Annotated in this window: 10 protein-coding genes; 9 read left to right on the top strand and 1 reads right to left on the bottom strand. The window is 51.8% G+C overall.

Annotated features, from left to right (window positions below; translation table 11 throughout):
- The first annotated feature begins 48 nt into the window (after positions 1-48).
- The 6 genes from AC0YN4_RS04585 to AC0YN4_RS04560 all read left to right on the top strand — a co-directional run bounded on the left by AC0YN4_RS04585 (position 49) and on the right by AC0YN4_RS04560 (position 7504).
- On the top strand, positions 49-852 hold the full coding sequence (locus tag AC0YN4_RS04585) for a sugar phosphate isomerase/epimerase family protein (protein WP_475779838.1): 804 nt from the start codon (positions 49-51) through the stop codon (positions 850-852).
- Between the two features lie 36 nt (positions 853-888).
- The gene (locus AC0YN4_RS04580; RefSeq protein WP_475779839.1) at positions 889-1851 is read left to right on the top strand and encodes an ABC transporter permease; all 963 of its coding nucleotides are present in this window, start codon (positions 889-891) and stop codon (positions 1849-1851) included.
- A 22-nt stretch (positions 1852-1873) separates the two neighbouring features.
- The gene (locus AC0YN4_RS04575) at positions 1874-2761 is read left to right on the top strand and encodes a carbohydrate ABC transporter permease (RefSeq protein ID WP_475779840.1); all 888 of its coding nucleotides are present in this window, start codon (positions 1874-1876) and stop codon (positions 2759-2761) included.
- Between the two features lie 68 nt (positions 2762-2829).
- Entirely contained in the window at positions 2830-4473 is a 1644-nt protein-coding gene (locus AC0YN4_RS04570) for an extracellular solute-binding protein (protein WP_475779841.1), read from the top strand.
- Between the two features lie 83 nt (positions 4474-4556).
- Positions 4557-6551 carry an alpha/beta hydrolase family protein gene (locus AC0YN4_RS04565; protein WP_475835275.1) on the top strand — a complete coding sequence of 665 codons (1995 nt, stop codon included), beginning with the start codon at positions 4557-4559 and terminating at the stop codon, positions 6549-6551.
- A complete protein-coding gene (locus AC0YN4_RS04560) occupies positions 6548-7504 on the top strand; it encodes a PLP-dependent cysteine synthase family protein (RefSeq protein WP_475835274.1) in 957 nt (318 codons plus the stop codon). The genes AC0YN4_RS04565 and AC0YN4_RS04560 overlap by 4 nt, the downstream gene beginning before the upstream one ends.
- 18 nt (positions 7505-7522) lie before the next feature.
- On the opposite strand, the gene AC0YN4_RS04555 is transcribed toward AC0YN4_RS04560, so the two are convergent.
- Positions 7523-9781: a helix-turn-helix domain-containing protein gene (locus tag AC0YN4_RS04555; protein WP_475835273.1), complete on the bottom strand. Its 2259-nt coding sequence runs from the start codon at positions 9779-9781 to the stop codon at positions 7523-7525.
- 219 nt (positions 9782-10000) lie between these two features.
- Between AC0YN4_RS04555 and AC0YN4_RS04550 the strand changes: the two genes are divergently transcribed.
- The 3 genes from AC0YN4_RS04550 to AC0YN4_RS04540 all read left to right on the top strand — a co-directional run bounded on the left by AC0YN4_RS04550 (position 10001) and on the right by AC0YN4_RS04540 (position 13240).
- Positions 10001-11167, top strand: coding sequence for a GNAT family N-acetyltransferase (locus tag AC0YN4_RS04550; protein WP_475835272.1), 1167 nt, complete (start codon positions 10001-10003; stop codon positions 11165-11167).
- A gap of 86 nt (positions 11168-11253) precedes the next feature.
- Entirely contained in the window at positions 11254-12459 is a 1206-nt protein-coding gene (locus AC0YN4_RS04545; RefSeq protein WP_475835271.1) for a Gfo/Idh/MocA family protein, read from the top strand.
- Positions 12460-12487: 28 nt separating this feature from the next.
- Positions 12488-13240 (top strand): glucosamine-6-phosphate deaminase, encoded by a 753-nt coding sequence (locus tag AC0YN4_RS04540; RefSeq protein ID WP_475835270.1) that lies wholly within the window; start codon positions 12488-12490, stop codon positions 13238-13240.
- The last annotated feature ends 17 nt before the right edge of the window (positions 13241-13257 follow it).

Genomic DNA, 13257 nt, shown 5'->3' with positions numbered 1-13257 from the left:
GAAATCAGCGAAAGCGAGAAGATGGCGAAACGAATGGGAGGCTAGTCGATGAAATTGGCATTTTCCACGCTGGGCTGTCCGACTTGGAGCTGGGAGAAAATTTTGAAAGAAGCATCCGAGCTTGGGTTCGACGGCATTGAAATCCGCGGTATCGAAGAGGAAATGGCGCTTCATAAATGTACGCCGTTTCTGCCGGCAAATATCGAGCAGTCCATGAACCAACTAGAAGAACTCGGCTTGGAAATCATTTGCCTGGATACGTCCTGCGTCTTTCACGATTCGGCGAAGCTCGAAGCTTCTATTGAAGAAGGAAAAGCAGCCGTGGATTTGGCGGTCAAGCTAGGCGTGCCTTACATCCGAGTATTCGGGGATGCGATCCAAAGCAAAGACGCCCGCGAAGAAACGATTGCGCAGGTTGCCAGAGGCTGGCAGGCGGTTTGCCGCCATGCGGAAGGCAAGGGAGTCTACGTCTTAATCGAGACGCACGGCGATTTCTCGGATTCCCGCACTTTGCTGGAAGTGATCGATCAAGTAGACAGCAGCGCGCTCGGCGTGCTCTGGGATATTAACAATCCATATAAGTACGGAGATGGGGAACCGCTTGACGTCACCTATGAACGTTTAGGACGCTACATCAAGCATACGCATATCAAAGATACGAAAGGCTCGGACATGCACAGTCAAATTACGCTCGCCGGCGAAGGCGACGTACCGATTCGCGAATGCGTTCGGCTGCTTGCTGACAAAGGGTACGACGGCTGGCTGTCCTTCGAGTGGGAGAAACGGTGGGTGCCGGAGATCGAAGAACCGGAAATCGCGTTCCCGCAATTCATCGGTTATATCAAACAATAGATTCGAACGAATTCGAAGCAGGGAGGTAGAAGCAGCATGGCTACAACATCCGTGGAAGCCAGCACAACCGTTATTAAGAGCCAGAAGGCGCCGACAAAGTCGCTTGCCTCCCGTCTATTCCGAGAGCGTTACGGATTTCTGCTCTTGCTGCCGGGGCTCTTGTACTTCATCTGGTTCCGGTATGTCCCGATGTTAGGCAATATTATCGCGTTCGAGGATTACAGTCCGTTTAAAGGCTTTATCGATAGCGAATGGGTAGGGCTGAAGCATTTTAAACGCATTTTCGAGGATGCGGAAGTGATCCGGGTGCTGTGGAACACGCTCTGGCTTTCTTTTCTGCAAATCGCCTTTGCATTCCCTGTGCCGATTGTGCTCGCTTTGATGCTGAATGAGGTGAAGAACCAAAGGGTTAAGCGGATCATTCAATCCGTCGTCTATTTGCCTCACTTCCTGTCTTGGGTCGTCGTCGTAGGTATCGTGACGATCTTCCTGAAGACAGAAGGCATTGTCAACAAGGGGTTGAGCATGGCCTTCGGCATGGAGGCGATTCCGTTCCTGCAGCAACCGGGATGGTTTATGCCGCTCATCGTGCTCGAGGTCATCTGGAAGGAAGCGGGCTGGGGCACGATTATTTTCCTGGCTGCGCTATCCGGCGTAAACCCGACTTTATACGAGGCGGCGATAGTGGATGGCGCGAACAGGTGGCGTCAGCTATGGCATATTACGCTCCCGGCCATTCGAGGCACGATTATCATTCTGTTAATACTGCGGCTTGGCAGCGTGCTCGATTCCGGTTTTACGCAGATCTTCCTCATGCTGAATCCTTTCACGATGGACGTCGGCAACGTGCTGGACACGTTCGTCTATTTCAAAGGTATCCAGCAGTCGGATTTCAGTTTCGGTACAGCGGTCGGCTTGTTTAAAGGGCTTATCGGGCTAGTACTAATTCTAGCGGCCAATAAAATTGCCAAGAAGTTCGGCGAAGACGGCGTATTTTAATCTGAGGGAGGAGCTGCGAGCCATGCCGATCAAGCGAACGTTGTCGGATCGCATAACCGATGGCATCAATTTATTGCTGCTGGTGGTGCTGTCATTAGTGATGATATTTCCGTTCTATTACATTACCGCGGTTTCGTTCTCTTCCTACGAGGAGTTCATGAATACCGATCTACTGTTGTTCCCGAAAAATTGGGTGCTCGATGCGTATCGATTCATCTTCGACTCCAAAGAATTTATCCGGTCGATCGGCGTAACGGTGTACATTACGATCATCGGCTCGATCGTGAGCCTGCTCCTCACGTCCACGATGGCTTTCGCGTTAACCAGAAAGCTGTGGGGACAACGTTTCTATATGTTCCTTGTCCTGTTTACCTTCATCTTCGGCGCAGGCATGATCCCGACGTATTTGATCGTCAAAGCGACGGGGCTCATTGATTCCTACTGGTCGCTCATCATCCCGGACGCGATCAGCTCCTTTAACTTGATCGTCATGCGCCAATTCTTCTTGAGCATTCCGGAGGAGCTGAACGAAGCCGCCGTCATCGACGGTGCGAACGACTGGCAAATCTATACGCGCATCATTCTCCCGCTGTCCAAACCGGCGCTCGCCGCTTTCGGTTTATTCTACGCGGTCGGTCAATGGAACACCTACTTCACGGCTATCTTGTATTTGAACGATCCGTCAAAATGGACCGTGCAGGTTATCTTGAGGCAAATCGTCATTCTCGACGACGCTGCCAACACCCTTGCCAGCGCTGCTCGCGAAGCCGCAAGATCCGCTCACTTGCCGCCGCCGGAGACGATCGGCATGGCCGCCATCATTTTGGCTACGGTTCCGATTCTGATCGTATATCCGTTTCTGCAAAAGCATTTTGCCAAGGGGGTGATGCTGGGCTCGGTGAAAGGTTAATAAGCAGGATTGTAATTGCGTCCAGATTCAGCATACCATTAAGAGGGATACTAGGGAGGGGCTTACACATGACAACGAAAAAGCTCGTGACGCTGCTCGCAGCCGTAAGTATCATTACCGGGCTAACCGGATGCAGCGGCTCAAACGACAATACGAACAAACCTGCAAATACCGCTGAACAGACCGATTCCAGCAATACGCCGGCTACGACAACAACCGAGAATGAGCCTGCATCAACGAACCAGCAGCCTGCTGCCGAAGAAAAGAAAAATTTCGAGATCAGCACCATTCAAGGTACTTGGGCCAGCCCGCTTCCTGACCCGAACGGCAACGGCGCCAAGATGATCAACGAGAAGTTCAGCATTGATCTGAAATCGCAATTCGTGCCGTATGACGAGTATGCGAACAAGCTGCCAGTCGTTATGGCGGCAGGCGACCTGCCTGATATTATCGGCATGGAAGGCGTTGACGCCAACTTCGTCAAATGGTCGAAGCAAGGCGCGTTCCTTCCGCTGAACGATTACATCGACAAATACGATGCGATCAAGAACATTCCTAAGAGCGTCTGGGATGCCGTGACGGTCGACGGCAAGATTTACGGTATTCCGAATTACTTCCCTGCCAAGTACGGCAAGAAACCAATCATCCGCCAAGACTGGCTGAACAATCTCGGTCTGTCGATGCCGACCACCTACGATGAACTGAAGAAAGTGGCAATCGCTTTCGCGAAGAACGATCCGGACAAGAACGGCAAGAACGATACGCTAGGTTTGGGCCTCGCCAAGTCCATCGTTTACGGCGCATGGATGGGTGCGGCGTGGGACAGCGGCTGGTATAACAAGAACGAGAGCGGCCAGTTGATTCCGGGCAATATTTCCGAAGGCTTCAAGAAGCAGGTTACGCTTCTGAACGATCTGTATAAAGAAGGCGCGATCAGCAAGGACTGGGCCGTTACGAAGTCGGCTGACGTTCGTAAAGATTTCTTCGCCGGCAAAGTCGGTATCTTCTACGAGCAGCCTTACGATATTTCCGAAACGCGCTTCAAAACGCTGAAGGATACGAACCCGACAGCGGAACTCGCGGTCATTCCTCCGTTTGCGCAGGAAGACGGCCAACAAGGGTTCATGGGCTTGCCGGGCTATTACGAGCTGCACAGCTTGAACGCGAAGCTGGCGGACGATCCGGAGAAAATCGATCGCATTCTCGAAATGATCAATTACTTCATGACGTTCGTTCCGGTCGATCAGCGCAACGATCAAAATCCGGAGTTTGACTGGCAGAACGGCGGCGTAGGCAAAGGCTATAATATGGAGAACGGCATTGCCCTCGACATCGACGGCGCGTTCAGCGAAATGCCTACGACATATTTGGGCATTCGCTACTGGGCACCGACGGATGAAGATACGCAGCCGGCGATGGTGCTGCAGGATCCGTTCACGAAAGGGTTCGTTCAGTCGGCGGTCGATATGCTGAAGACGACAAAGACGTATCTGGATCCGGTCAACCGCATTCACTCCGATTTGCTGTACGCGAAAGTATCCGAGCTGGATCAAGTCGTGGCCGAACATACGACGAAGATGATCGTCGGCCAGGAATCGATCAACGACTGGGATAAAATGGTACAGGAATATTTGAACTCGGGCGGTAAGGAAATCATTGACGATGTTAATCGTCAGCTTGACGAGAACGGTATCACAGGCGAGTGGAAATAAGCCTTCCCAAAGCGAGGGAGAGAGGAAACTCTCTCCCTCTTTATCATCCGGGGGCGACAATCGAAAGGCGAAAGGAGCTGGCTATGCGTACATACTCCTTGCAGGAACAACAAGCGAATCGCAGGCGGGAGCTGTCCTATATCGACGAATATCCGAATATCGAGCGGTTTCACAGCCATCCGTTCAGGCGATATTTGGACCGGTTAAACACGGATTATTTGGTCAGCAGAAAGTCCGTGCTTCAGCAAGTGAACGACAGAGAAGAGGCATCGGCCTATCGAGAGCAGGTTCGGGAAGCTTTCCGTGCGACCGTCGGTCCGCTGCCACAAGCTGCCGACGGCGCAACGGTAACGGGAACGCTGGATCAAGGGAGTTACTTCATTGACAAGGTCTGTATCGAAACGGTTCCAGGGATCTTCGCAACCGGAAGCTTCTACTATCCGAAGCAGAGCAGCGGTCCGCTGCCTGCGGTGCTGCTGTTTAACGGCCATGCGAACGAAGGAAAAGCATACGGTTCTTATGTGTCGTTCTGCGTAGAAGCGGTCATGAACGGCTTCTGCGTATTGACGTTCGACCCGATCGGGCAGGGGGAGAGGCGTGTGCCCCAAGCGGAAGGGACCACGGGCAGCGAGAAGTGGATGGACGCGGTCGCCGCCCACTGCTTCTTGGACGAGAAGCTTAGCTTGCTGGGCGAGCATCTCGGTGCGTATATGATGCGCGACAATATAGCCGCGTTGACATACTTGCTGTCAAGGCCGGAAGTGGATGCGGAACGCATCGGCGTAACCGGCAATTCCGGCGGCGGCACGATGTCCGCTTATATGGGCGCTTACGATGGCCGAATCAAGGCGGTTGCGCCGTGCTGTTACATTACGGAGCTGCGCTCGCTGCTGTACCGGATCATGGCGCAGGATGCGGAGCAATGCTTGCCCGGCATGATGGCGCGCGGACTTGACCATAGCGATCTCGTGACGGCTGCGGCGCCAAAGCCGTACTTAATTGGTGCCGCGATGTTTGATTTCTTCCCAATTGACGGCGTACGGGATGCGTTTATTGAATCGAAGAGGCTGTACCGGCTGCTCGAAGCGGAGGAGCAGTTGGAGCTGCACGTCACGATGAAAGGCCACGGATTCTGGCATGATATGCGAGAGCAGGTGCTCCGATTCTTCTGCCGCGTCTTTGAAGTCGACTTCGTGTCCGAGAAGGGGATTGATTACGAGCGGCTGCCGGCGGAAGCGGATTTGTTGTGCTTGGAAGCCGGTGATGCTTCAGGCGGAGCCGCTTTCGGCGGGACGATGCTGAGCATGATCAGGGAGCGGTTGCTGCAGCTCCCTATTGAGCGGCAGCTGCAGCTGCCAGAGGTTCGCGAGCAGCTGAGAGAACTGCTTCAGCTGCCGGCTGACAGCGCTTTGAAATCTGAGCCGTTAGCCATCGACGAGACAGGGGCAGTGGCATTCGAGTCCGAAGAAGGCATGCCGCTTGTAGGATCCGTGCACCTCTTCACGGATCGGAGGGATACGGCTCGCGTTTGCCTTGCGGTAGGCGGCATGAGCGGCAGGCAGGGACTAGAGCGAGCCCGCGAGGCCGGATACGACGCGGTGATTGTGATCCATCCGCGAGGTACCGGACCTGCAGCGATGGAGCCCACATGCACCTTCGGCATGTTCGAGCCGGAGAAGGCGAGCGGCTATAATGCCAGAATGCTGGGCAGATCGCTGCAAGGGATGCGGGTCACGGACGTACTTGCCGCGATAAGCGGCTTGAAGCGAACGCCTGGCTACAAACGGGCGGAGATTACGCTGTACGGGCAAGAAGAGCATGCGCTCACGGCCCTTTATGCTGCCGTGCTTAGCGGAGATTGCCATGGGCTGCATGCGGCAGGCTTGCTTGAGAGTTTCCGTGCGTTTGCGGAGGCGGATTCGCACCGGTACGAATCCGGCATCATCGTTCCGGGGCTGCTGCTCGCATTCGATATTCCCGATCTGCTGCAAGTGCTGGAGCAGAGGGACTTCGTCGTCGCCCAGAGCCGGCAGGATCCTATGAAAAATCCACTCGATGGAGGTACTGCGAAGCGATGAGAGGACAACTGCTCAGCGGCGTTCATCAAGCGATCGGCAATACGCCGATGGTTCACCTATCGCGGCTGACAACCGGCTTCGAAGGGACGATCTATGCGAAGCTGGAGTATTTGAACCCCGGCTTCAGCAAGAAGGACCGGATCGCGCTGCAAATCATAGAGGAAGCCGAGTGGGACGGCAGCCTGCAGCCGGGACAGACCGTCGTCGAGCTAACCAGCGGCAATACGGGCACGGGACTTGCTATCGTATGCGCGGTAAAGGGGTATCCGTTTATCGCGGTCATGTCGCGAGGCAATTCCTACGAACGAGCTCGCATGATGATGGCGCTTGGCGCCGAGGTTGTATTAGTTGACCAGGCTCCGGGATCAGCTCCGGGGCAGGTTTCAGATGAAAGCCTAGCCCTCGTGGAGGCAGAAGCACGAAGAATCGTAAGCGAGAAAGGTGCTTTTCGAGCGGATCAATTTGAACGCCTGGGAAATACACATGCTCACGAATTCCACACCGCTGCTGAAATGTGGGAACAAACAAACGGCGAAATCGATGTTTTCGTCGATTTCGCCGGGAGTGGCGGTACATTCGCAGGCTGCGCAAAGGCGCTCAAGCGTTATAAGCCGTCGATCCGATGTTACGTGGTTGAACCTCATCATGCACCGTACCTTGCGGGTCGAGCGATCAAGAATGCTAATCACCGAATCCAAGGCGGTGGATACAGCATGCATCTGCCTTTGCTGGATCGGGAACTTGTGACCGATTACTTGACCGTTACAGATGAGGATGCGATTGCCGCTGCCAGAGAGCTGGCTAAGAAGGAAGGGATCTTCGCAGGTTACTCCTCCGGTGCGAACATCGCTGCTGCCTTGCAGCTTCTGCAGGAAAGGGAACGCGGCGCTCGAATCGCGCTTACGATCAACGACTCCGGTTTAAAGTACTTAAGTACGGACTTGTTTGAATGAACATGGGGATGGCGCGAATCAAACGCGTTCTACCTTACGAAACTCACTTGGCGTGACACCTGTGAACTTCTTGAACATCCGATTGAACGAGTTAATATTCTGGTAGCCGACCCGGGCGGCGGCGTCCTGGATTTTGACATCCGAACGGGACAGCAGCTCTTTCGCCCGGCTCACCCGAATCAAGTTGACGTAATCCACGAAATAGGTACCGGTTTTCTCCTTGAAATAGGTAGAGAGATAGCTTCTTGTGATGTTGAGCTTATCGGCCATCATATCGAGCGTAATATCATGCGCGTAATGATTCTCCAAATAATCGAAAACGAAGCTCGTAATGTGATCCTTCTTCTCCTTCTTGCTCTTGATCAGATTGGTGATGGAAGGCAGCCATTCCTCAAACAACTGCTCTAATTCTTCGAAGGTATGGCTGTGCTGCAAGCGCGTTTGTACGCTTTGAAGCAGCTCCGTATCCAGATGATTCACGTTATAGGCGCGTTTCGTTCTGTCCACCACAATGCTTATGAATGCTTTGACCTCATGCTCAGTCGCTTCTTTCTTCCGTAATCCGGTAATTTCGCGTTTCATGAACTGAACGAGCTGCGATTCATTGCCGTTGTTCAAGCTTGCAGTGATCTCTTCCTCTTGTGCCGACATGAGAAAATAGTTTACCAGTCTTGAATCCGTCTCCGCCCACAGCACTTGGTTCCGATCATTGAATTTACGATGCTGGAGCAGGGATTTGGTTTGTTCAAAAGAGAGATTGAAATCGTCGGCGTGTTCATAACGCTTACTCACAGCCATCGTGGAGAAACAGTAAGCTCGGTCCAGATCCAGCACGATACGAAACCCATCCAGTGTTTCGGCGAGCGTGTGTTCGGAATGATCAGAATAGATGACAGATAACAGCTGATCGCTTTCGAGCTGCAGCGTGAGGGAATCGGGATAACGCTCCGTTAAGATTTTATCGATATAGGCGCGTATAAATAAAGTCGCACGTTCCTCGTCATCGTCGATTTCCTCCAGCAGCTGCGGTCTAAAGGTCAGCTTGAACAATACGACTCGGTAAGGCTGGTTGTTCTTGATGAGATCTTTTAAGAAGCTGGTGTTGTTCCGTATGTTCTTCAATTGATTGATGTAGGCATAGTGGCGAAGAAGGGAATTCTTCTCCTCCAAGTTCTGGCTGATGTCAAAGTTTGAATCAAGCAGATGCCGGACTCTCTCCTGGATGAAGGCAAATTCCTTAATTCCGCTGTGCTTCTGCGATTGGAAGCCGGTTGTAAGCTGCTGGATCGATTGCACGAGCTGTTTGACCGGACGATTAAATCGCATGCTGAACAGGAAGGACACCAGCATACTAAATAAGATAGAGAGCACGAGCAGCATAACGAACGTAATATTCCATTTCATCTGCGATACGATGCTGTCATCCGGGATTACGTTGACGTAGGTAAGTCCGGTTAGCTCGCCTTTCTTGTAGAAGTAATAATTGGAGTCCTTCTTCACATAACCCTGACTGCCTTCTAATACGGGGAACTGCAGTTGTTGATTATTGACGGTAGTGAAGAATGAGCGCTGCGTGTCGTCTAGGATGTAGAAATCGTTGGTAATGGATTGATGAAAGGCTTTGTACATTTTCTGTGCGTCGGCTAAAGCGATGATATAAACAGAGGGGTTGGTTTGGTTCTTAATGATGATTGGAATCAGCTTGCGTTCACTGACTCGTTTGGCATTGTATTCAAGTTCAGAGAATACGTCGTTTGGCAATATGCGAGTCACATAAAGGTTATCAAATTGCGATTGCCAGAACTCGTAGCCATAGGTCTTGCTCACATAATAACGCTTGAACATGACGTCTGCGTCTGCGCCGCGTGTTTTCTCAATGGCGACGTTGCTTTTCTTGAAGTAGACAATCATGTTCTCCAGGAAGAGCGATTGGTTAGCGAGGTAGATTTGGATTTCGTCGATCAGCTTGCTGCCTGCAGCATAATCGAATTTGGGTTTGTCGAGCGCAGCAATGTGATCATTGAGCGAGAAGGATAGAGCGGCGTTCTCGATGAGTTGGATTTTCGACTCATAATTCTCCATGGTGTTGTTCAGGTTCACATTATTATAGGCGATGACTTCTTCCTTTATCGTGCCTCTGTAGAAAAATACAGAGTAGAGAATGAAAGATACGAGCAGGATCACAATCGTCATGTAGCTGATTAGCAGCCAGAAGAACAGAGAAGGGGACTTCATACGTATGTAGGGGAACCGCAGCAGCCTACCGATTATTTTCATGAAAACAACCCTCTCCCGTCATGGTCTGTTTTCAAGCCTGTTTCTCTTATATTAAAGAAAGAAAGCGGTTTGAACAATGGTCTTATTTTCATAACTTCACTGAATTTCTAGGTATTGCAAATAAAATGAATGATAACAAATACTGCTCGTTTCTAGCATAGAATCGTTTCGTTATAGTTTGGTCAAGACCGGATGAACGTCAACTAAAGGGGGAGCAGCATGATTAGAACCATCAGGCAAGATGAAGCAGGCCAGTCGCTTACGCTAACCCAGGCTGCTTTTGCCGTCCGATTCTCGGAATCCGATGTGCAAGCGCGTCTTGCAAAAATGAACATGGAGCACTTTCTGGGCTATTTCGTGGAGGATCAGTTAGCTGCGCAGCTGGCAGTACTTCCGCTCTATATTTACGTGCAGGGGGAAGCGATGGCGATGGGCGGGATTGCCCATGTCGCTTCCTATCCGGAATTGCGCAGGCAAGGGATGGTCAGTAAATTGCTTGTCCGCAGTTTAGAGATGATGCGGGAGAGCGGCCAAACGGTCTCGATGCTGAACCCGTTCTCCTATTCGTTCTATCGCAAATATGGCTGGGAGTATTTCTCCACGCAAAGCGTTAACACGCTGGATATGTCGGTTGTCCCGAAGTTTGGTTCGGCCGCCGGAGCAGTCAAACGAATGTCGGCTGAGGATTGGCACACGGCAGATCAAGTCTATGATCGATACGCCCGCTCAAGCTTCAACGGGATGCTGCGCCGTGATGAAAACTGGTGGCGGCAGCATGTATTCAATCGTAAGCTCGGCAGCTTGGCCGTCTATTACGACACGGAAGGCGTACCGACCGGATATATGCTTTACGACATTAAAGATCGGTTCATGAACATTCATGAGCTTGTTCATCTCGATCAATCTGCTAGGAACGGCTTATGGCAGTTCATCGGCAATCATGACTCTATCGTGACAAGGCTGAAGTTTACCGCACCTAACGACGATCCTTTCCTATTCGCAATGGCCGAGCCTAAGCTCCAGCAAGAGATGGTTTCGAACTTTATGTTCCGCATCGTCGACGTTGAAGCGTTTATTCGGCAATACCGTTTCACCGCGGAGTCAGTGAAGCTAATTGTCCGAATTACCGACGAACACGCAGGCTGGAACCGTGGTTTATGGGAACTTACAGTAAATGACACCGGCCGTGCGGAGGCCGTCCGCCTAGAAGATAGCGACGGAGTTGGAGTCAGCTGCGACATCCAAACGCTCTCCACAATGTTGATCGGCTGCCAGCGACCAGTCCAGCTGAGCATGAACGGCCGACTAAGCGGCAGTCCATCCGAAATTGCGAGCTGGGAGCTCGCCATCCCGCGCCGCATCGCGTATATGACGGACTTTTTCTAGTGGTCGACCTTGGTTTAATCCATATATTAATCTTTCCAAAGCCTTAGCGGAGCAGGCGAAAACAGTCAAAGGAGGCGAACATTCTCGTGAAAAGCTACGCGCTCGTAGGCGCAGGCAACAGAGGCACCTATATGTTCGCGGTTCCGATTGCACGGGATTATGCCGATGTGGCGACCATTGTCGGTGTGTATGACACGAACGCGAAACGCTCGGAGCTGCTTCGGACGCGGACCGGCGGGCATTTTCCCGTGTACACAAGCTTCGAGACCATGTTAGCCGAAGCGAAGCCGGACGTGGTCATTGTCACTTCCATCGATAGCACGCATCACCTATATATCACGCAAGCGCTGCTTGCCGGCTGTGATGTCATCACCGAGAAGCCGCTCACGATTGATGAACATAAATGCAGCCTGATTCTAGAAACGGAGCGGCAAACAGGCAAGCAAGTTACCGTTACCTTCAACTTAAGATACATGCCGTTCATGAATCGGCTCAAAGAAATTTCCCGGGAAAATTCGCTTGGCACGTTGACACATGTCCATTTCGAATGGTTTCTGGATACGATGCATGGGGCGGATTATTTTCGCAGATGGCATCGGAAGAAAGCGAATTCCGGCGGGCTGCTCGTCCACAAATCGACGCATCACTTTGATATCGTGAACTGGCTGCTTGAGGATGAACCGACAGCCGTTCATGCGCAAGGTTCTACGAGATTCTACGGTCCGACACGTGAAGAAAGAGGCACCAGATGCTCGGACTGTACCTATTCCAACACCTGCGAATTCTACATCGACCTCAATCAAGGCAACTATAGAGCGCTCTACTTGGATTGCGAAGACGAAGATCACTATTACCGCGATCAATGTGTTTTCGCAGATGAAATCGACATTGAGGATACACTCAGCGTCAATGTCAGTTATTCCAAAGGTGCGATGATGAGCTACTCCCTCACTGCTTATGCCCCTTATGAAGGTTTCCGGATGGTGCTGACGGGGACGAAAGGGAGACTGGAAGCGGAATATTTTGACGGCGCGATCGGCCCATATGCAGGTAACCCGGTTCAGCGCATTCGGTTATTCAACCGTATGCAAGAGATGATCGAGATTCCGCTGCAGGAAGAAACCGGTGATCATGGCGGAGGCGATGGTCGGTTGCTCCGCGCGCTTATGATAGGATCGGATCCGAGCGATTCCAGACAGGCGTCCAGCCGAGACGGCGCAATGTCTTGCGCAATCGGATTCGCAGCTAATCGTGCGATAAGAGAGGGCGCAGCGGTACGAATTGCTGACTAATTTCAATTTAATCCAGAGGAGGATCAACATGAACATTAGAGTAGTGGAGACTGCACGGCAATTGGGAGAGGAAGCAGCCGAACATGCCTCGCGGATCTTGCAAGAAGTGATAGAACGTCAAGGGAGAGCAAGACTTCTGCTTTCGACAGGCTCGTCGCAATTTGAGTTTCTCAAAGCATTCGTCAAGCAGCCGGTAGAGTGGAACAAGGTTGAGATGTTTCATCTGGACGAATATGCAGGCATCGATGATACGCATCCTGCAAGCTTTCAAGCTTACCTAAAGGAACGTTTTATCAGTCATGTGAATCTGGCGAAGTTCCATCTCGTTAATGGAAATGGTGATATTCAGCAGACGATTGAGCGGCTGAACGATGCCATTCAAGAAGCTCCGATCGATCTTGCCATGATCGGAATCGGCGAGAATGCGCATATTGCCTTCAATGATCCGCCCGCGAATTTCGAGACGGAAGAGCCATACATAGTAGTGGAGCTGGACGATGCGTGCAAACGTCAGCAAGTCGGAGAAGGCTGGTTTGCCAGAATGGACGATGTGCCTGCTCAGGCGATCACGATGAGTGTTCGCCAGATTATGAAGAGCAAGGTTATTCTCTCTTGCGTACCCCATGCGGTCAAAGCGGATGCCATCAAACGTACGCTCGAGAACGACATTACTCCGATAGTGCCGGCTACGATGCTGCGCACTCATCCCAATTGGACGCTCTACTTGGATCAGCAATCGGCCGCAGAAGCTGTTCAGTCTGACACGGCAGTAAACGAGTGAACCTAATCGACCAGAAG

It is taken from the genome of Paenibacillus sp. J22R3, from assembly GCF_056269305.1.
The sequence above is the reverse complement of the archived record's forward strand: the minus strand, read 5'-3'. Positions and strand labels throughout refer to the sequence as shown.